This is a genomic window from Streptomyces sp. NBC_00358 (genome assembly GCF_036099295.1).
Taxonomy (GTDB): domain Bacteria; phylum Actinomycetota; class Actinomycetes; order Streptomycetales; family Streptomycetaceae; genus Streptomyces.
In genome coordinates this window covers 4287269-4307071 of sequence record NZ_CP107976.1, presented here as the reverse complement: position 1 = coordinate 4307071, position 19803 = coordinate 4287269, and the positions used below count along the sequence as shown (strand labels likewise).

Genomic DNA, 19803 nt, shown 5'->3' with positions numbered 1-19803 from the left:
CCACCCGCTCGGTGTCAGCCCCGATCATCAAGCCGCGGGCGGCAGCAACCCGATCGCCCCATAGGCCGCGTCCACGGTCGGTCGCGCCATCTCTCTGGCCTTCCGCGCACCGTCCCGCAACACCCCCTCCACATACACAGGATCCGCGCACAAATGCTTGTGCCTCTCCTGCAGGGGCCTGAGGAGTTCGACCACGGCTTCGGCGGTGTCCTTCTTCAAAGCGCCGTACGACTCGTAGACACCGCTCAGGGCTTCGGGGTCCGCGCCCTCGCACGCGGCGAGGATCTCCAGGAGATTCGAGACCCCGGGCCGTCCCTTCGGGTCGTACTCGACGTCCTGCCCGCTGTCCGTCACGGCCCGCATGATCTTCTTCCGCACGGTGTCCGGCTCATCGAGCAAATAGATGACGCCCGGTCCGACGTCGTCGCTCTTCCCCATCTTCGACGTCGGCTCCTGCAGATTCATGACCCGCGCCGCGATCTCGGGACGAGTCGCCCGAGGCACTACGAACGTATGGCCGTAACGCTGGTTGAACCGCACCGCCAGATCCCGGGTCAGCTCGACATGCTGCGTCTGGTCGTCCCCGACCGGCACCTCGTCGCTCCCGTACGCCAGGATGTCGGCCGCCATCAGCACGGGATACGTCAGCAGCGACAGCCGCACGCTTCCCCCGCGCTTGCGCTCCAGCGCGGCCTTCTCCTTGTACTGGATCATCCGCCGCATCTCCCCGTCGGTCGCGACGCACTCCAGCAGATACGACAGCCGCGCGTGCTCGTCCACATGACTCTGTACGAACACGGTGCACAGCTCGGGATCGAGCCCCGAGGCCAGCAGCAACGTCGCCGCCTGCCTGCTGAGCCTGCGAACCCGCCCCGGATCGTGGTCCACGGTCAGTGCGTGCAGATCGACCACACAGAACAGGGCCTCGGCCCGGTGCTGATCGACGTCCGCCCAGCGGCGTACTGCTCCCAGATAGTTCCCGAGCGTCAGATGCCCGGTCGGCTTGACCCCACTGAAGATCCGCGTCATCTCTCCACCTCCTGGTCGAGACCGCCGCGCCCACCGGCCGGCCCCCAGGGGGAGACACAAAAACGGCCGCCGAGGGCGGCGGCCGTTGGGTACATACGTGTGTACGGCCGCCGTCAGGCGGCCCACCACAGTTGGGTGCACGTATGGGTAGTCATGGACTCACCGTACGCCTGGGGTGGCCCGTCCGGACCCAAGTTGACACGACTCCTGCCCATCCGTAGTGTTCTCCGAGTTGTCCGACGTGAGCGTCGACTCCGGTCGGTCCCCGGACAGCCATTCCGCACCACCATTCAACGATCGACGACTCGTCGTCGGCTCGTTTTCATGCGTGTTTGCGAAATGAGGATTCCGCGTTCGAAAGAACGCCACCCCGATTAGCTCGGGAGCCAGGAATCCGCTAATGTCTCACTCGTCGGAACGGCCCAACAGCCGGGAAGACAAACCCCGCTGACTGGGAGTCAGGCCCGAAAGGATCTGATAGAGTCGGAATCGCCGGAAAGGGAAACGCGGAAGCGGGAACCTGGAAAGCGCCGAGGAAATCGGATACGGAAACGGTCTGATAGAGTCGGAAACGCAAGACCGAAGGGAAGCGCCCGGAGGAAAGCCCGAGAGGGTGAGTACAAAGGAAGCGTCCGTTCCTTGAGAACTCAACAGCGTGCCAAAAATCAACGCCAGATTTGTTGATACCCCGTCTCCGGCCGATCGGTCGGGACGAGGTTCCTTTGAAAAAGTCCTGCCGGGCATTGTTCCGGTAGGCGCATCAGCGAGGACGCTGTGAACCGAAGGGATTATTCCTCCCTCCGGTTCCGCTCTCATGATGTTTCACCGGATTACCGGTAAACATTCACGGAGAGTTTGATCCTGGCTCAGGACGAACGCTGGCGGCGTGCTTAACACATGCAAGTCGAACGATGAACCACTTCGGTGGGGATTAGTGGCGAACGGGTGAGTAACACGTGGGCAATCTGCCCTTCACTCTGGGACAAGCCCTGGAAACGGGGTCTAATACCGGATAACACTCCTGCCTGCATGGGCGGGGGTTAAAAGCTCCGGCGGTGAAGGATGAGCCCGCGGCCTATCAGCTTGTTGGTGAGGTAGTGGCTCACCAAGGCGACGACGGGTAGCCGGCCTGAGAGGGCGACCGGCCACACTGGGACTGAGACACGGCCCAGACTCCTACGGGAGGCAGCAGTGGGGAATATTGCACAATGGGCGAAAGCCTGATGCAGCGACGCCGCGTGAGGGATGACGGCCTTCGGGTTGTAAACCTCTTTCAGCAGGGAAGAAGCGAAAGTGACGGTACCTGCAGAAGAAGCGCCGGCTAACTACGTGCCAGCAGCCGCGGTAATACGTAGGGCGCAAGCGTTGTCCGGAATTATTGGGCGTAAAGAGCTCGTAGGCGGCTTGTCACGTCGGGTGTGAAAGCCCGGGGCTTAACCCCGGGTCTGCATTCGATACGGGCTAGCTAGAGTGTGGTAGGGGAGATCGGAATTCCTGGTGTAGCGGTGAAATGCGCAGATATCAGGAGGAACACCGGTGGCGAAGGCGGATCTCTGGGCCATTACTGACGCTGAGGAGCGAAAGCGTGGGGAGCGAACAGGATTAGATACCCTGGTAGTCCACGCCGTAAACGGTGGGAACTAGGTGTTGGCGACATTCCACGTCGTCGGTGCCGCAGCTAACGCATTAAGTTCCCCGCCTGGGGAGTACGGCCGCAAGGCTAAAACTCAAAGGAATTGACGGGGGCCCGCACAAGCAGCGGAGCATGTGGCTTAATTCGACGCAACGCGAAGAACCTTACCAAGGCTTGACATACACCGGAAAGCATTAGAGATAGTGCCCCCCTTGTGGTCGGTGTACAGGTGGTGCATGGCTGTCGTCAGCTCGTGTCGTGAGATGTTGGGTTAAGTCCCGCAACGAGCGCAACCCTTGTTCTGTGTTGCCAGCATGCCCTTCGGGGTGATGGGGACTCACAGGAGACTGCCGGGGTCAACTCGGAGGAAGGTGGGGACGACGTCAAGTCATCATGCCCCTTATGTCTTGGGCTGCACACGTGCTACAATGGCAGGTACAAAGAGCTGCGAAGCCGCGAGGCGGAGCGAATCTCAAAAAGCCTGTCTCAGTTCGGATTGGGGTCTGCAACTCGACCCCATGAAGTCGGAGTTGCTAGTAATCGCAGATCAGCATTGCTGCGGTGAATACGTTCCCGGGCCTTGTACACACCGCCCGTCACGTCACGAAAGTCGGTAACACCCGAAGCCGGTGGCCCAACCCCTTGTGGGAGGGAGCTGTCGAAGGTGGGACTGGCGATTGGGACGAAGTCGTAACAAGGTAGCCGTACCGGAAGGTGCGGCTGGATCACCTCCTTTCTAAGGAGCATCTAGGCCGCCAAGCTTGCTTGGTGGTCCAGGGCCATTACGTCGGCACACGTTCGACGGTGGTTGCTCATGGGTGGAACGTTGATTATTCGGCACTCTTGACTGTCTTCTCCTTCCAGTACTGTCCTTCGGGGCGTGGAAAGAATGAGGGAAGCGGGAAGAGGGTCGGGCACGCTGTTGGGTGTCTGAAGGTACGGCCGAAAGGCTGCCTTCAGTGCCGGCCCCAGTGCACTCGAACTACTGGTTCGGGGTGATGGGTGGTTGGTCGTTGTTTGAGAACTGCACAGTGGACGCGAGCATCTGTGGCCAAGTTTTTAAGGGCGCACGGTGGATGCCTTGGCACCAGGAACCGATGAAGGACGTGGGAGGCCACGATAGTCCCCGGGGAGCCGTCAACCAGGCTTTGATCCGGGGGTTTCCGAATGGGGAAACCCGGCAGTCGTCATGGGCTGTCACCCATACCTGAACACATAGGGTATGTGGAGGGAACGCGGGGAAGTGAAACATCTCAGTACCCGCAGGAAGAGAAAACAACCGTGATTCCGGGAGTAGTGGCGAGCGAAACCGGATGAGGCCAAACCTTGTATGTGTGAGACCCGGCAGGGGTTGCATGCAAGGGGTTGTGGGATCTCTCTTTCACAGTCTGCCGGCTGTGAGACGAGTCAGAAACCGTTGATGTAGGCGAAGGACATGCGAAAGGTCCGGCGTAGAGGGTAAGACCCCCGTAGTCGAAACATCAACGGCTCGTTTGAGAGACACCCAAGTAGCACGGGGCCCGAGAAATCCCGTGTGAATCTGGCGGGACCACCCGCTAAGCCTAAATATTCCCTGGTGACCGATAGCGGATAGTACCGTGAGGGAATGGTGAAAAGTACCGCGGGAGCGGAGTGAAATAGTACCTGAAACCGTGTGCCTACAAGCCGTGGGAGCGTCGCGCATTGAGTTTACTCAGTGCGTCGTGACTGCGTGCCTTTTGAAGAATGAGCCTGCGAGTTTGCGGTGCGTTGCGAGGTTAACCCGTGTGGGGAAGCCGTAGCGAAAGCGAGTCCGAATAGGGCGATTCAGTAGCGCGCTCAAGACCCGAAGCGGAGTGATCTAGCCATGGGCAGGTTGAAGCGGCTGTAAGAGGTCGTGGAGGACCGAACCCACCAGGGTTGAAAACCTGGGGGATGACCTGTGGTTAGGGGTGAAAGGCCAATCAAACTCCGTGATAGCTGGTTCTCCCCGAAATGCATTTAGGTGCAGCGTCGTGTGTTTCTTGCCGGAGGTAGAGCACTGGATAGGCGATGGGCCCTACCGGGTTACTGACCTTAGCCAAACTCCGAATGCCGGTAAGTGAGAGCGCGGCAGTGAGACTGTGGGGGATAAGCTCCATGGTCGAGAGGGAAACAGCCCAGAGCATCGACTAAGGCCCCTAAGCGTACGCTAAGTGGGAAAGGATGTGGAGTCGCACAGACAACCAGGAGGTTGGCTTAGAAGCAGCCACCCTTGAAAGAGTGCGTAATAGCTCACTGGTCTAGTGATTCCGCGCCGACAATGTAGCGGGGCTCAAGCGTACCGCCGAAGTCGTGTCATTGCAGCAATAGGGCCAACGCCCGCTGTGATGGGTAGGGGAGCGTCGTGTGCCGGGTGAAGCCGCGCCGGAAGGCAGTGGTGGACGGTTCACGAGTGAGAATGCAGGCATGAGTAGCGATACACACGTGAGAAACGTGTGCGCCGATTGACTAAGGGTTCCTGGGTCAAGCTGATCTGCCCAGGGTAAGTCGGGACCTAAGGCGAGGCCGACAGGCGTAGTCGATGGATAACCGGTTGATATTCCGGTACCCGCTGTGAAGCGTCAAACATTGAACCAGGCGATGCTAAGTCCGTGAAGCCGCCCCGGAGCCTTCGGGCAAGGGGGAGTGGTGGAGCCGACGGTCCAGACCTGTAGTAGGTGAGTGATGGGGTGACGCAGGAAGGTAGTCCATCCCGGGCGGTGGTTGTCCCGGGGTAAGGGTGTAGGCCGTGTGATAGGCAAATCCGTCACACATTAAGGCTGAGACCTGATGCCGAGCCGATTGTGGTGAAGTGGATGATCCTATGCTGTCGAGAAAAGCCTCTAGCGAGTTTCATGGCGGCCCGTACCCTAAACCGACTCAGGTGGTCAGGTAGAGAATACCGAGGCGTTCGGGTGAACTATGGTTAAGGAACTCGGCAAAATGCCCCCGTAACTTCGGGAGAAGGGGGGCCATCACTGGTGATCCGATTTACTCGGTGAGCTGGGGGTGGCCGCAGAGACCAGCGAGAAGCGACTGTTTACTAAAAACACAGGTCCGTGCGAAGCCGTAAGGCGATGTATACGGACTGACGCCTGCCCGGTGCTGGAACGTTAAGGGGACCGGTTAGTCACTCTTCGGGGTGGCGAAGCTGAGAACTTAAGCGCCAGTAAACGGCGGTGGTAACTATAACCATCCTAAGGTAGCGAAATTCCTTGTCGGGTAAGTTCCGACCTGCACGAATGGCGTAACGACTTCTCGACTGTCTCAACCATAGGCCCGGTGAAATTGCACTACGAGTAAAGATGCTCGTTTCGCGCAGCAGGACGGAAAGACCCCGGGACCTTTACTACAGTTTGATATTGGTGTTCGGTTCGGCTTGTGTAGGATAGGTGGGAGACTGTGAAGTGCGGGCGCCAGCCCGTGTGGAGTCGCCGTTGAAATACCACTCTGGTCGTGCTGGATGTCTAACCTGGGTCCGTGATCCGGATCAGGGACAGTGTCTGATGGGTAGTTTAACTGGGGCGGTTGCCTCCTAAAGAGTAACGGAGGCGCCCAAAGGTTCCCTCAGCCTGGTTGGCAATCAGGTGTTGAGTGTAAGTGCACAAGGGAGCTTGACTGTGAGACCGACGGGTCGAGCAGGGACGAAAGTCGGGACTAGTGATCCGGCGGTGGCTTGTGGAAGCGCCGTCGCTCAACGGATAAAAGGTACCCCGGGGATAACAGGCTGATCTTCCCCAAGAGTCCATATCGACGGGATGGTTTGGCACCTCGATGTCGGCTCGTCGCATCCTGGGGCTGGAGTCGGTCCCAAGGGTTGGGCTGTTCGCCCATTAAAGCGGTACGCGAGCTGGGTTTAGAACGTCGTGAGACAGTTCGGTCCCTATCCGCTGTGCGCGTAGGAATATTGAGAAGGGCTGTCCCTAGTACGAGAGGACCGGGACGGACGAACCTCTGGTGTGCCAGTTGTCCTGCCAAGGGCATGGCTGGTTGGCTACGTTCGGGAGGGATAACCGCTGAAAGCATCTAAGCGGGAAGCCTGCTTCGAGATGAGTATTCCCACCCCCTTTGAGGGGTTAAGGCTCCCAGTAGACGACTGGGTTGATAGGCCAGATCTGGAAGGCGGGCAACCGCTGGAGGTGACTGGTACTAATAGGCCGAGGGCTTGTCCTCAGTTGCTCGCGTCCACTGTGTTGGTTCTGAAACCACGAACAACCGTCGTAGCTATGCCACGGCTCCGGTTGACAGTTTCATAGTGTTTCGGTGGTCATAGCGTGAGGGAAACGCCCGGTTACATTCCGAACCCGGAAGCTAAGCCTCACAGCGCCGATGGTACTGCAGGGGGGACCCTGTGGGAGAGTAGGACGCCGCCGAACAAATTTTGAAGAAAACCCCCGTACCGGGAAACCGGTCACGGGGGTTTTCTGCGTTTAGGGTCTTTGTTATGCGCTACGACTTGATTATCTTCGACAACGACGGCGTCCTCGTGGACAGTGAGCCGATCTCCAACACCCTTCTGGCCGCGTACCTCACCGAGTTGGGTCATCCCACCTCGTACGAGGACTCCCTGCGGGACTACATGGGCTCCGCCATGCACCGCGTCCACGACCTGGTCCTGGAACGCACCGGCCGACGGCTGCCGGACGACTTCGACGACGTGTTCCACGCGCGGGTCTTCGCCGCCTTCGAGCGGGAGCTGAAGCCGGTTCCCGGGGCCGGGCAGGTCCTGGAGAAGCTGGCCGCGGACGGGGTGCCGTACTGCGTGGCCTCCTCCGGGAGCCATGAGCGGATCCGGGTCGGACACCGGACGACCGGGCTCGACCGATGGTTCGACGAGGGCCGCGCCTTCAGCTCGCAGGACGTCGGACGGGGCAAGCCGGCCCCCGACCTGTTCCTCCACGCGGCCGAGCGCATGGGCGTACGACCGGAGCGGTGTGCCGTCGTCGAGGACAGCCCGCTGGGGGTGCGGGCGGCCAACGCCGCCGGGATGGACGTGTACGGGTTCACGGCGATGACGCCAGCCGACAGGCTGACCGGTGCCACCCAACTCTTCGCCGACATGGGGGAGTTGGCTGACCTGCTGGTATGACGGCACGCATCGTCGGACGCTGACATTTGTCATGCCGAGCTCCGGACGATCGTTTCTGTCGGTGGACGGGGTCCGACGGCGAAGCTGAGTACATCGAAACGGGACGTACACAGTGACGACGAGGGGACCCGATCATGAGCATCACCGCCACCGAGACCAGCACCGGACGGACCGCCACGGACGCCGCGGCCGGCGTGACGACGACGTCCGTGCCGGCGGGGACCGCCGGCCCCCGGCCGAGCTTCCTGCCGCTGATCGTGGACGTGGCGGTGCCCGTCGGGTCGTACTACCTGCTCAAGAACGGGTTCGGGATGAGCACCCTGGCGGCGCTCGGCTGGAGCAGCGTCGTGCCGGCCGTGCGGACCGTGTGGAGCGTGGTGAAGGAGCGCAGGGTCAACGCCCTGGCCGGGCTGATCCTCTTCGTCAACGTGGTCGGGCTCGCCCTCAGTCTGGTCGCCGGTGACCCGCGGCTGATGCTGGCGAAGGACAGCGGGGTCAGCAGCGCGATCGGCATCGGAGTCCTGATGTCCGTGAAGCTCGGGCGGCCGATGATGACCGCGGGGATGAAGCCGTTCCTCGTGAAGGGCGACGCGGCCAGGAGCGCGGCCTGGGACCGGCTGGCGGCCGGCAACGAGCGGTTCCAGAAGGCCGAGCGGACCTTCTCACTGGTGTGGGGCACGGTACTGCTCGGTGAGTGCGTCGCGCGGATCGTGGGCGCCTACACGCTGCCGGTCGAGACCATGGTCTGGCTCGGCACGGTCGTCATGGTCGCCTCGATGGTCCTCGCCTTCCTGATCAGCGGGCGCTTCGCGGTCGTCCCGATGGAGAGGATGCTGGAGCGGGAACTCGCCGCCGGGTCCCGGACGGACGGCTGAACGGCCCCCTCTACAGCCCTCTCCACGACACCCCTCCGAAGAGCTGAGCAAAATTCACCTTCGGCTTGATCTACCCACCGGTAAGCCGGGGCCCTACGCTCGCCGCCATGACAGATGTGCTGCGGCGCGGTAGGGCCTCTTTGGCGTTCAGCTTTTTCGCTCAGGGTGCCGCCTTCGCGCTGCTCGTGACGCGTATCCCGGCCATCCAGGACCGCTACGGGATCTCCGACGCCCTGCTGCCGGCGTTCCTGGCGGCCGTTCCGATCCTCGCCGGGGTGGGCAGCGTCACCACCGAGCACCTGGTCAAGCGCATACGCCCCAGCCGCATCCTGCGGTGGTCGCAGCCGGTCGTGCTGCTGGCCCTGCTCGGTGTCGGCGCCGGTGACCAGCTCGTCGAGGTGGCGGTCGCCCTGGCCGCCTTCGGCCTCGCGGTCGGCGGTCTCGACGCCTCGATGAACATGCTCGGGGTGAGTCTCCAGCGGTCGTACGGCCGCAGCATCATGCTCGGTTTCCATGCCACGTACAGCCTGGGCGGGATCGTGGGCGCCTCGCTCGCGTGGGTCGGGGCGCACTGGCATCTGCCGCTCTTCGTGTCGTATCTGCCGGTCGTGCTGGTCCTGCTGCCGCTAGCTCTGGTGGGGAGCCGGTGGTACGTCGACGGCGGCGCGGCCGCGGACGGCACGGAAGGCGCGGAGGACGGGGCGGCCGGTGCCGGTGCCGGTCCTCTCGTCTTCAAGCTGCTGCTGCCGCTGTGCCTGGTGATGACGTTCGCTTACATCGGGGACTCGACGGTCTCCAACTGGAGCGCGAAGTATCTGCAGGACGTGCTGGGCAGCTCGGAGCAGTTGGCGACCGTTCCGTACAACGTCTACATGGTGATGACGCTGGTCGGGCGGGCCGTCGGGGACTTCGGGGTGCGGCGGTTCGGGGCCGTGGCGGTGGTGCGGCTGGGCGCCGTGGTCGCCGCGCTCGGGTTCGGGGTGGTGGCTGTCGCGCCGGGGGCGTGGGTGGGCATGCTGGGATTCACCCTGCTGGGCCTCGGGCTCTGCGTGATCGTGCCGCAGACCTTCGCGGCGGCCGGGCGGCTGTTCCCGGGGGCGTCGGACACGGCGATCGCGCGGCTGAACATCTTCAACTACGTCGGGTTCCTGATCGGGTCGCCCTTGGTGGGCGCGCTGGGCGACGCCTGGAACTACCGCGGCGCCATGCTCGTACCGATGGTGCTGGTCCTGGCGACCCTCGGGTACGCCCGTTCGTTCGCTCCCGAACCGGACCGATACGGTGACGTGCATGAGCGGCCGCGCACAGCTGATGTGGGACGAGGCAGTAACGGGATATGACTTCGGTCCGGACCATCCGATGGATCCGGTCCGGCTCGCCCTGACCCGGGGACTCGTCGACGCCTTCGGGCTCGACCGGGACCTCGACGTCGTCTCGGCGAAGCCCGCCGGGGAGTCGACCCTTCGGCTGGTGCACCGCGAGGACTATGTGGAGGCGGTCAGGGCCGCGTCCGCCGATCCGGAGTCGGCGGATCCGTCGTACGGTCTCGGGACCATGGACGACCCCGCGTTCGCCGGGATGCACGAGGTGTCCGCGATGATCGCCGGGCAGTCCGTGGGGGCCGCGGAGGCGGTGTGGCGCGGGGACGCGCTGCACGCGGTGAACTTCGCGGGCGGTCTGCACCACGCGATGCCCGGCGGCGCCTCCGGGTTCTGCATCTACAACGACGCAGCGCTGGCGATCGCCCGGCTGCTGGAACTGGGCGCCGAGCGGGTCGCGTACGTCGATGTCGACGTGCACCACGGTGACGGCGTCCAGGCGGCCTTCTGGGAGGACCCGCGGGTCCTGACGATCTCGCTGCACGAGCATCCGCGGACCCTGTTCCCGGGGACCGGGTGGCCCGAGGAGACCGGGGGCGGCGGCGCCGAGGGCTCGGCCGCCAATATCGCGCTGCCGGCCGGGACGGGGGACGCGGGCTGGCTGCGGGCCTTCCACTCCGTGGTGCCCGAGCTGATCGCGGACTTCCGGCCGCAGGTGCTGGTCACCCAGCACGGCGCGGACACCCACTTCGAGGACCCGCTCGCGCACCTCGCCGTCTCGCTCGACGCGCAGCGGGCCGTGCAGGTGGCCTGTCACGACCTGGCGCACGAGTACGCCGACGGGCGCTGGGTCGCGCTGGGGGGTGGCGGGTACGCGGTGGTGGAGGTCGTACCGCGTTCGTGGACGCATCTCGTGGCCCTGGCGGCGGGCCGTCCGATCGAGCCGGAGACGGAGATCCCGGAGAGCTGGCGGCAGGAGGTCTTCGCCCGCACGCGGCAGCCCGCGCCGATGCGGATGACGGACGGGCGGTGGCCGGTGTCCTGGACGGGCTGGGAGTCGGGGTACGACCCGGCGAACCGCCTCGACCAGGCGGTTCTGGCGACCCGCAAGGCCGTGTTCCCGCTGCGCGGGCTGCTGCCGTAGAGCCCGCTGCGGGCGCGCGGGACCGCCCCTCGGGGGCCTTGCCCGGCGCCCGTCTCGGTACCGTCCGCCGGACTCTTAGCCCAACTGTGGGGCATATTCGGCATTTTGGGCATAAGGTCTCGGCGGATGCGTCAGCATCGCTGACGTGTTGAGCACCGGAGCTTTGCGTGCACATCTGCTGGCCGCACGGCTGGCCGGGCCCGTGGCCACCGCGCGCGAGGACAGTCTGCGCAGCTATCGGCTCTTCGCCGCTCGCGACCCCCGTCTGCTGCTCGGACTCGATCCCGAATGGACGTGGCGGCAGCGGGACTTGATCGAGTTGATGGCGGACAAGTGCGGGGTCTCGGCCGATCCCTCGCACACCTCGGGGCATGATGTGATCGACCCGGAGCTGACGCTGGCCGCTCTCGACGCCTTCGCGGAACGGCTCGGCGCGGCCGCCCGTCATCGTCACCCTGTGCTTCTCGGTACGGGTCATCCGCACCGGCTGATCACCTTCTACGCCGCGCTCGCGGACGCTCTGTCGGCGGCGGGATGTACCGTCCTCACCCCCGCGCAGGGTAGCTCTATCGACATAACGACCCGGTTCGGTCTACGCACGTACAACCTCGACTACGTACAAGGTGTCGCGCTGGTGCGCGAACCCGAGACCGGGCCCGCCGGTCGTGCGACCGGCGCACACACCCATTCGCCGCTCCCGGTTCGGACCGTTCTGGCGGCCGCGGCCGAGTCCGGAGGGCCCCTCCCGGAGCTGGTCATCGGAGACCACGGATGGGTCTGCGGAGCAGGTCAGCTGGGGTTCGAGGCCATCGGTCTCGCCGATACGGACGATCCCGCGCTGTTCGTCGGGGAGGCAGAGGGGCGGGTGTCCGTCGTCGTTCCGCTTGATGACGCTGTGCGGTCTGATTACTACCGACCGCTTACTCGCTATGTACTCAATCGAGCGTGTCTGTCACAGTAGGCGGCCGATGGCATCCCCTCTTCCCCACTCGCATCACCCGCCCCTACATTGGGGAGTGAGCACGCAACGACGAAGAGTCACCGGAAGGGGAAGCCGGTGACCGTCGAGTGCGGAAGGTTCAGGTGTGTCATGGCTGCAGGCGAGAGGCCTCTGAACGAGGTTCAGTTCCTTACCGTGGCGGAAGTCGCCTCGGTGATGCGAGTGTCGAAGATGACCGTGTACCGCTTGGTGCACAGCGGTCATCTGCCGGCGATCCGGGTGGGGAGGTCCTTCCGGGTACCGGAGCAAGCGGTTCACGAGTACCTCCGTGAGAGCTATGTGGGGGTGGAGACCGCCTGACGGCGTTCCGGGAGACCGTTCGCGATCTCCCGGAAACACCTCGATTACGACCCTGGCTCTCGGACGGGTAGGCTGGCCCCTCATAGGTCGTGTGGGCCCATGCAGCCCAGCACCGAGTAAAGAGAAGTGAGCGAGGGTAGTCGTGGGCTCTGTTATCAAGAAGCGGCGCAAGCGGATGGCGAAGAAGAAGCACCGCAAGCTGCTCAAGCGCACTCGCGTTCAGCGTCGTAACAAGAAGTAAGCGACGCGCGGAAACGCGTACTGTGGCCTCTCACCAGCAGGTGGGGGGCCACAGGCATATCCGGCCACGAATGGGCCACCCGGGGAAAGGTCGCCCGGAGGGCCTCCGAGGGGCCGGGCGGACGGCCCGGGGCCGACGGGTCGGCAACGGTCCGGCGGGTCGGCGGAGGGGTCACCAGGGGCGGCGGCGGGAGTGCCGGCCGAGGCGCCGACGCGGTGGTGACACACTCGGTTCACACTCGGTCCCGGTGGTACCCGAGGAGAACAACACCGAAAAACCGCTCGGAAGTCGAACATGTTCGGCCACGAGCGTCGTGTCCGGCTGTAGGCCGAATGGCTTGGTCTGGTCGTACGCCCACGGCTGTCGTCACTTCGTGCATCGGGCGGTCATCACAGCGCAACATCGACCCGCTAAGTTGGCCGCACACGGGGAACGCGGCAGGTACGAGCGGAGTTACGTCCAGTTCTGGAAGGAAGGCGCTGATCTTGGGGAAGGTCGTGCTCGTGACCGGGGTGGCCCGACAGCTTGGGGGCCGGTTCGTACGACGGATCCAGCGTGACCCGCAGGTGGACCGGGTGATCGCCGTGGACGCGGTGCCTCCCGAGCATCACATCGGTGGCGCCGACTTCGTACAGGCCGACATCCGGCAGCCCACCATCGCGCGGGTGCTCGCCGAGTACTCCGTCGACACGGTCGTGCACATGGACGTGACGGGCACGGCGCTGGGCTCCGGCAGCCGGACCACGGTCAAGGAGACCAACGTCATCGGCACCATGCAGCTACTGGGCGCCTGCCAGAAGTCCCCGACGGTCAAGCGGCTGGTCGTGAAGTCCAGTACGAACGTCTACGGCTCGGCGCCCCGCGACCCGGCCGTGTTCACCGAGACCACCTCGCCCAAGTCGCTGCCCAGCGGCGGCTTCGCGAAGGACACGGTCGAGGTCGAGGGCTATGTGCGCGGCTTCGCGCGCCGCAGGCCCGACGTCGCCGTGTGCGTGCTGCGTTTCGCCAACATCCTCGGCCCGAGCGCGGACTCGCCGCTCGCCTCGTACTTCTCGCTGCCGGTGCTGCCGACGGTGTTCGGCTACGACCCGCGGCTCCAGTTCGTCCACGAGGGCGACGTCATCGAGGTGCTGCGGCTCGCCTCGCACGAGCCGCAGCGGGGCACGCTCAACAGCGGCACGTTCAACATCGCCGGGGACGGCGTCCTGTTGCTCTCGCAGTGCGCGCGGCGGCTCGGCCGGCCCACGGTCCCGCTGCTGCTGCCGGCCCTGAGCTGGGCCGGTACGGCCGTGCGTACCCTGGGGGTGACGGACTTCTCGCCGGAGCAGCTCCGGCTGCTCACCCACGGCAGGGTGGTCGCGACGGTCCAGATGCGCGAAACCCTGGGCTACCAGCCGAAGTACACGACGGCGGAGACCTTCGCGGACTTCGCCCACAGCAGGGGGCCCGGACTCCTGCCCCCGGAGGCCGTCGCGGGGGTCGTGGACCGGATCGCCGCACTGTCTCTTGCGGGCGGCGGCAATCCCCCGACGCAGAGCGCCAACTGAGGAGCGCATCAACGATGGCGGACGCCAAGGTCATTCCGTTCGACGACGACCGCTCGCGCGGAGCTGCTGTGCAGCGCCCGCCGCGGCGCCGGTCCGCGGGGAGCCGGCGCAAGGGCGAGCCCGTGGTGGTACGCGAGGTCCAGCCCCTGCCGGGACGGACCGTCCCGCAGGATGATGTTCCTGTGACACATGAGGAACAGCCGTCCCGAGGGCCCCAGCAGGGCGGTACGGGCCTGGAGCAGCGCATCGCGGGCGGCCTGGCCTTCCTGCGCCGCCGGCTCACGGGCGACTACGAGATCGACGAGTTCGGGTACGACCAGGAGCTGACCGACCAGGTCCTGATGTCGCTGATCCGGCCGCTGTACGAGAAGTACTTCCGCGTCGAGGTGAAGGGCATCGAGAACATCCCCTCCGAGGGGGGCGCCCTGATCGTCGCCAACCACTCGGGCACCCTTCCGCTGGACGGCCTGATGATGCAGGTCGCCGTCCACGACAACCACCCCGAGAACAGGCACCTGCGCCTGCTCGCCGCCGACCTGGTCTTCATGCTGCCGGTCGTCAACGAGCTGGCACGCAAGGCCGGTCACACCCTGGCCTGTGCGGAGGACGCCGAGCGGCTGCTGGAGCGCGGTGAACTGGTCGGCGTGATGCCGGAGGGGTTCAAGGGCATCGGAAAGCCCTTCAGCGAGCGCTACAAGCTCCAGCGGTTCGGCCGGGGCGGTTTCGTCTCGACGGCGCTGCGCGCGGGCACCCCGATCATTCCGTGCTCGATCGTCGGCGCGGAGGAGATCTACCCGATGATCGGCAACGCGAAGACCCTCGCGCGGCTGCTCGGGTTCCCGTACTTCCCGATCACCCCGACGTTCCCGTGGCTGGGCCCGCTCGGCGCGATCCCGCTGCCCACCAAGTGGACGATCCAGTTCGGCGAGCCGATCCGCACGGACGGCTATCCGCCGGAGGCGGCCGAGGACCCGATGCTGATGTTCAACCTGACCGACCAGGTCAGGGAGCAGATCCAGCACACCCTGTACAAGCTGCTGGTCCAGCGCAGGTCCGTTTTCTTCTGATCATGCAGTTACGGTTCTGCTGATCATGTCCTGATATGCCCGTACGTCGATGGGGGCGCCCTTCCCGAGGAGGGCGCCCCCATCGACGTACCGCGGTGGCCTGGTCAGTCGCTGTTCTCGGTGTCGATCCCGAGGCCCGGCAGGAGGCCGGGCAGCAGGGGCGGCAGTGTGACGTCGGGTTTGCTCGTGGCGCTGCTCCCGCTGCTGGACGGCGAGGAACTGGTGTCGTCCTTCGGCGGGTCGAGGAGACCGCCGGTGTTGCCACCGAGCAGGCCTTCGCCGCTGCTGCCCGAGCTGGAGGGCTTCGGCTTGCCGCTGCTCGCGCCGCTGTGGCTCCCGCTCGCGGAGCCGCTGGTGGCGCTGGGCTCCGGTGAGTCCGTGCCCGGGGAACCGGTGGACTCCTCGCTCCGGCCCCGGTGACGGCCGGTGCCCTCGGGGGCCGGCGTCCTCGGCAGCAGTGAGCGCAGCGGATCGACCTCTTGGTCTATGGCCTCGAACACGGACGAGACCTGGTCACTGACGTCACCGAGCTGCACGGGCAGCCGGTCGCGCAGTGTGCCCCAGGCCTCGCGGTGCGACTGGGCGAAGGCGGACAGGGCCTGGATGGGGCCCAGTGAGCCGTCCCGTTCGTACGCCTCGTGCAGCAGCCGGTGGCCCTCGGAGGCGTCGTGCTGCATACCGGACAGGGCGCGGCGGACCTCGCCCAGGGACTCGTGGTCGAGGTGTCCCGAGCGGCCCCGCTCCATCAGTCGGCGGGCCTCGCTCATGCGGGTCGAGGCCTGGTCGAGATAGAGCTCGCCCCGGTCACTGTCGCCGTGCGCGAGATCGAGCTTGATGTCCTCCATGCCGCGCTTGAGCCCGTAGAGCGAGTCGCCGGGCAGGGCGTCGGTGCTCGCGGCGGCGACACCGCCGAAGGCGCCGGCGGCCACGCCGACGGTGAGCCCGCCCGCTGCGAGCCCCTTGGACAGCCGGGACCGGGGCCGCAGCTTCCCCAGTCCGGTCGCCCGGTGCGTGCCCTTGGCCCGGGACCGCTGCTCGGGCAGAGCACGGTCCGGACCCTCGCCTCCGGCGGCGGTGCCTTCCAGCAGCATGGCCTCCATCGCGGCGACGAGCTGGGCTCGCTGCACGATCTTGACCTCGGGGTCCAGCTCCGGTTTGGGCAGCTCGCCGAGACCGGTGGCGAGGGCCAACAGCAGCCCTTGCCCGGTCTGTTCCGCAGCAGCCCGGGACGGTGCCGACCCATCGGGCTGCTCGGCCGCCGTGCCCTGGTCGAACTCCTCCAGGGCCTGGGCGAAGGCGTCCGCCCGCCGGTGGGCCGATACGTTCGCGATCACTGGCGGCACCTCCTCTCGTCATGACGGTCGACTCCCCAGGGGGTCCTGAGGGTTGCACCCCCTGGCCGTATCCACGCGATCGGGTGATCGGTGATGGCCAAGGCGTGACCACAGGGAGCCTGTATCCCGCACAACGAGCGTCACGGCACTTGGGTTACGGACGACGGATGATCGGACCGCGAAGTCAACAGACTTTTACAGAAGGTGAGTTGGGCGTCGCTGACTGTGCCGGATCATTGCGGGTGGAAGCGGATTCAGCGGACGTCGTCGGGCAGGAGCCGGGCCAGGGTGCGTACGGCCCGGTATTGGAGGGTCTTGATCGCCCCCTCGTTCTTGCCCATCACCCGGGCGGTCTCGGCGACCGAGAGCCCCTGGAGGAAGCGGAGTGTCACGCACTCCTGCTGCTGAGGGTTGAGCCGTCGCACGGCGTCCAGCAGAGCGGCGTTCGAGAGGGACTCCAGGACGGAGTCCTCGGGGGAGCGCTCGACCTCATTGGCGTCGAGCATCTCGCCGGTGGTCACTTCCAGCCGGAAGCGGCTGGACTTGAAATGATCGGCGACCAGGTTCCGGGCGATGGTCACGAGCCAGGCGCCGAAGTCGCGCCCCTGCCAGGTGAAGGTGCCGATCCGTCGCAGCGCCCGCAGGAAGGTCTCGCTGGTGAGGTCCTCGGCGGTCGCCTTACCTCCAACCCGGTAGTAGATGTAGCGGTACACGGTGTCGCTGTACTGGTCGTAGAGCCGTCCGAAGGCGTCGGCCTCGCCGGCCTGGGCGCGCTCCACGAGATCCATCATCCGGGCGCTGTCACTGTCCGCGGCCGGACGGCGTGCGGTGGTGGCCGAGCCTGAGCGGCCCCGCCTGCCGACCGCCGCGTTGCCGTCGGCCAGGGCATAGCAAGGTCCGACGGGCGCGGGGAGGGCGAAGGCGGGGACGGCGTACGCGGTGGGGACGAAGCCGCGCAGACGGTCCAGGACCGTTGCGCGCAGCGTAGCCAGGCCCGAGGCGTCAACCCCGACGTGTGAGTACACGGGACTCCCAGAGGCAGAGCTTCCATCACGTGCAGTGCGGGACCTTTCACCCGTCGTGACGACGGAGGGGTACCGGTTTGCGTCTGAGGAGAATAACGCTTCGTACAGGCAGCGCTACACCCAGTTGCTAAAATCATCGATTACGTCGCTTCTGAGACGAATCGATGCCTGTTCAAGTGCCGCACGGTGACCGCTTGTTGATCAGATCGGTTCATGTTCCGTCTGAGTGCAGAGCGTGTTGTGCCCGCCTGCGGAGGGCGTGACTGAGTCGCCCACGGCGTGGGTAGGACCATGTGATTGCCTCGCGGAGCCGCGCTCCCGTCCCAGGTCCGGACAGGTTTTCGCCCCCTCCGCCCCTACCCGACCCGTACCCGGGGCTCCGCCCCGGACCCCGCTCCTCGAACGCCGGAGCGGCTGAATTTCCCCGGCCGGGGGAAATGGTGGGCCGCCACGATGCGCCCGCGGCCGGGTACGCACGGAAGGGGCCGTGCCGGTACATCAAATGCCCGCAGGCCGGACGGATCATCACCGACGCCCACGTCGCAACGCCGGTGGGATCCGTTCGGATGCGGGCGGATGTACCGGCACGGCCCCGCCCCACCCACCGTCCGGACCGGCGAAGCCCACCGTCCGGACCGACGAAGGCCGGAGCCCGGACCGGCGAAGCCCACCGTCCGGACCGGCGAAGGCCGGAGCCCGGACCGGCGAAGGCCGGAGCCCGGACCCGCGAAGGCCGGAGGTGAACTACCGGCGACGCCGGTGCAGCGCGATCGCGGCGGCCGTGCCGCCGGCCACCGCGCCCACGCCGGCCGCGGCGGGAATCCCGACCTTCGCGGCCTTGCGCGCCGTGCGGTAGTCCCGCAGCCGCCAGTCGAAGTCCCGCGCGTGCTTGCGCAGTTTCGAGTCCGGGTTGATCGCGTACGGGTGCCCGACCAGCGAGAGCATCGGGATGTCGTTGTGCGAGTCGCTGTACGCGGCGCAGCGGGACAGGTCCAGGCTCTCCGCGGCCGCCAGCGCCCGTACAGCCTCCGCCTTCGCCGGACCGTGCAGGGGTTCGCCGACCAGCTTGCCGGTGTAGATCCCGTCCACCGATTCCGCGACCGTGCCCAGGGCGCCCGTGAGGCCGAGCCGCCGGGCGATCACCGTGGCGATCTCCACCGGCGCCGCCGTGACGAGCCACACCTTCTGGCCGGCGTCCAGGTGCGCCTGGGCGAGCGCGCGGGTGCCGGGCCAGATCCGTTCGGCCATGTACTCGTCGTAGATCTCCTCGCCGATCGACATCAGCTCGGAGACCCGGTGGCCCTTCACGATCGACAGCGCGGAGTCGCGCGCCTCCTGCATGTGTTCCGGGTCCTCGACACCGGCGAGCCTGAACCACGCCTGCTGCCAGGCGAACCGTGCGAGGTCGCGGGTCTCGAAGAACTTCCGCTTGTACAGCCCGCGTCCGAAGTGGAAGAGGGCAGCACCTTGCATCACGGTGTTGTCGAGATCGAAGAACGCGGCGGCCCTGTCGTCGCCGAGCACCGGGAAGTCGGGTTCCTCCACGGCGTCCGGAGGCGCCAGTTCTTCCAGTTCCTGCAGTTCCTGCGAGGACTTGCGCGCTGCCTCTGCCGAGGCCTCGCCTGCCAACACGCTCCGCGCGGTGGCGGAGCGCCTACGGGGAGTGAGCCATCCGAGAGCGGCCATGTCGTGAGCATAGCCAGTCTGTTCGGTGCTTCCGGAGTCGAGAGGATTCGGCGCTGTGAACTCTCCGCGACCACGCCGTTAAAGGACCGGCCGATTCGCCCGCGCCGCGGCGCGTCGGCACCGCGCGAGGGCCCGTCGTCGCGTAAAGCGAGGAGCGGTGCCCACCCGGGCGTCCGGGGCGGGAGAATGGCGCATATGAGTCCCATGTTCCGGCGCAGCGACCGCCGTACGGAGAGCAGGGCGCCCGAGGAGCGTCTGGTCACACTGATCAGGAAGCCCGGGTGCCATCTGTGTGATGACGCACAGGTAGTGATCGAGAAGGTGTGTGCCGATCTCGGGGTCCCCTGGGAGGGGAAGGACATCACCGAGGACGAGGAACTGCACCGTGAGTACTGGGAGCAGATCCCGGTCGTGCTGGTGGACGGCGCGCAGCACACGTTCTGGCGCGTGGACGAGGAACGCCTTCGCAAAGCCCTCGCACGGTGAGTTGTGCGTCGGGACGCCCACCGCACCC

Annotated in this window: 14 protein-coding genes and 3 rRNA genes; 13 read left to right on the top strand and 4 right to left on the bottom strand. The window is 65.8% G+C overall.

Annotated elements, in window-relative coordinates; genetic code table 11:
• Positions 1 to 27 precede the first annotated feature (27 nt).
• Positions 28 to 1029, bottom strand: coding sequence for a tryptophan--tRNA ligase (trpS, locus tag OHT01_RS18120; RefSeq protein WP_328554181.1), 1002 nt, complete (start codon positions 1027 to 1029; stop codon positions 28 to 30).
• 843 nt (positions 1030 to 1872) lie between these two features.
• Here trpS and OHT01_RS18115 point away from each other — a divergent pair.
• From OHT01_RS18115 to OHT01_RS18060, 12 genes are all read left to right on the top strand, one after another.
• Positions 1873 to 3398, top strand: a 16S ribosomal RNA gene (locus tag OHT01_RS18115).
• 313 nt (positions 3399 to 3711) lie between these two features.
• A 23S ribosomal RNA gene (locus OHT01_RS18110) occupies positions 3712 to 6835 on the top strand.
• An 86-nt stretch (positions 6836 to 6921) separates the two neighbouring features.
• Positions 6922 to 7038 (top strand): 5S ribosomal RNA (rrf, locus tag OHT01_RS18105).
• Together the 16S, 23S and 5S rRNA genes form the textbook arrangement of a ribosomal RNA operon.
• Before the next feature lie 68 nt (positions 7039 to 7106).
• Positions 7107 to 7751, top strand: coding sequence for an HAD family hydrolase (locus OHT01_RS18100; protein WP_328554180.1), 645 nt, complete (start codon positions 7107 to 7109; stop codon positions 7749 to 7751).
• 134 nt (positions 7752 to 7885) lie between these two features.
• On the top strand, positions 7886 to 8626 hold the full coding sequence (locus OHT01_RS18095) for a VC0807 family protein (protein ID WP_328554179.1): 741 nt from the start codon (positions 7886 to 7888) through the stop codon (positions 8624 to 8626).
• A 107-nt stretch (positions 8627 to 8733) separates the two neighbouring features.
• On the top strand, positions 8734 to 9966 hold the full coding sequence (locus tag OHT01_RS18090) for an MFS transporter (protein WP_328554178.1): 1233 nt from the start codon (positions 8734 to 8736) through the stop codon (positions 9964 to 9966).
• On the top strand, positions 9917 to 11089 hold the full coding sequence (locus OHT01_RS18085) for an acetoin utilization protein AcuC (RefSeq protein WP_328554177.1): 1173 nt from the start codon (positions 9917 to 9919) through the stop codon (positions 11087 to 11089). Before OHT01_RS18090 ends, OHT01_RS18085 begins: the two co-directional genes overlap by 50 nt.
• Before the next feature lie 145 nt (positions 11090 to 11234).
• A complete protein-coding gene (locus tag OHT01_RS18080; RefSeq protein WP_328554176.1) occupies positions 11235 to 12050 on the top strand; it encodes a phosphatase in 816 nt (271 codons plus the stop codon).
• A gap of 129 nt (positions 12051 to 12179) precedes the next feature.
• Complete coding sequence (locus tag OHT01_RS18075) at positions 12180 to 12389, top strand: helix-turn-helix domain-containing protein (RefSeq protein WP_093781815.1); 210 nt, start codon at positions 12180 to 12182, stop codon at positions 12387 to 12389.
• Positions 12390 to 12531: 142 nt separating this feature from the next.
• Positions 12532 to 12630: a 30S ribosomal protein bS22 gene (locus OHT01_RS18070; RefSeq protein WP_003948845.1), complete on the top strand. Its 99-nt coding sequence runs from the start codon at positions 12532 to 12534 to the stop codon at positions 12628 to 12630.
• A 485-nt stretch (positions 12631 to 13115) separates the two neighbouring features.
• Positions 13116 to 14177 (top strand): NAD-dependent epimerase/dehydratase family protein, encoded by a 1062-nt coding sequence (locus OHT01_RS18065; RefSeq protein WP_328554175.1) that lies wholly within the window; start codon positions 13116 to 13118, stop codon positions 14175 to 14177.
• 14 nt (positions 14178 to 14191) lie between these two features.
• Positions 14192 to 15244: a lysophospholipid acyltransferase family protein gene (locus tag OHT01_RS18060; protein ID WP_328554174.1), complete on the top strand. Its 1053-nt coding sequence runs from the start codon at positions 14192 to 14194 to the stop codon at positions 15242 to 15244.
• A 104-nt stretch (positions 15245 to 15348) separates the two neighbouring features.
• Here the strand turns inward: OHT01_RS18060 and OHT01_RS18055 are convergent, their stop codons facing one another.
• The 3 genes from OHT01_RS18055 to OHT01_RS18045 form a co-directional block, all read right to left on the bottom strand.
• On the bottom strand, positions 15349 to 16578 hold the full coding sequence (locus OHT01_RS18055) for a DUF5667 domain-containing protein (protein WP_328554173.1): 1230 nt from the start codon (positions 16576 to 16578) through the stop codon (positions 15349 to 15351).
• 254 nt (positions 16579 to 16832) lie between these two features.
• Positions 16833 to 17603 carry an ECF subfamily RNA polymerase sigma factor, BldN family gene (locus OHT01_RS18050; protein ID WP_037627370.1) on the bottom strand — a complete coding sequence of 257 codons (771 nt, stop codon included), beginning with the start codon at positions 17601 to 17603 and terminating at the stop codon, positions 16833 to 16835.
• A gap of 744 nt (positions 17604 to 18347) precedes the next feature.
• A complete protein-coding gene (locus tag OHT01_RS18045; protein ID WP_328554172.1) occupies positions 18348 to 19289 on the bottom strand; it encodes an HAD family hydrolase in 942 nt (313 codons plus the stop codon).
• 186 nt (positions 19290 to 19475) lie between these two features.
• Here OHT01_RS18045 and OHT01_RS18040 point away from each other — a divergent pair, with 186 nt between their 5' ends.
• On the top strand, positions 19476 to 19775 hold the full coding sequence (locus OHT01_RS18040; RefSeq protein ID WP_328554171.1) for a glutaredoxin family protein: 300 nt from the start codon (positions 19476 to 19478) through the stop codon (positions 19773 to 19775).
• The last annotated feature ends 28 nt before the right edge of the window (positions 19776 to 19803 follow it).

Excerpts from the sequence above, each read along its gene's own strand:
- trpS (WP_328554181.1), bottom strand. The coding sequence starts at position 1,029 with ATGACGCGGATCTTCAGTGGGGTCAAGCCGACCGGGCATCTGACGCTC.
- OHT01_RS18100 (WP_328554180.1), top strand. The coding sequence starts at position 7,107 with ATGCGCTACGACTTGATTATCTTCGACAACGACGGCGTCCTCGTGGAC.
- OHT01_RS18095 (WP_328554179.1), top strand. The coding sequence starts at position 7,886 with ATGAGCATCACCGCCACCGAGACCAGCACCGGACGGACCGCCACGGAC.
- OHT01_RS18090 (WP_328554178.1), top strand. The coding sequence starts at position 8,734 with ATGACAGATGTGCTGCGGCGCGGTAGGGCCTCTTTGGCGTTCAGCTTT.
- OHT01_RS18085 (WP_328554177.1), top strand. The coding sequence starts at position 9,917 with ATGAGCGGCCGCGCACAGCTGATGTGGGACGAGGCAGTAACGGGATAT.
- OHT01_RS18075 (WP_093781815.1), top strand. The coding sequence starts at position 12,180 with ATGGCTGCAGGCGAGAGGCCTCTGAACGAGGTTCAGTTCCTTACCGTG.
- OHT01_RS18060 (WP_328554174.1), top strand. The coding sequence starts at position 14,192 with ATGGCGGACGCCAAGGTCATTCCGTTCGACGACGACCGCTCGCGCGGA.
- OHT01_RS18045 (WP_328554172.1), bottom strand. The coding sequence starts at position 19,289 with ATGGCCGCTCTCGGATGGCTCACTCCCCGTAGGCGCTCCGCCACCGCG.
- OHT01_RS18040 (WP_328554171.1), top strand. The coding sequence starts at position 19,476 with ATGGCGCATATGAGTCCCATGTTCCGGCGCAGCGACCGCCGTACGGAG.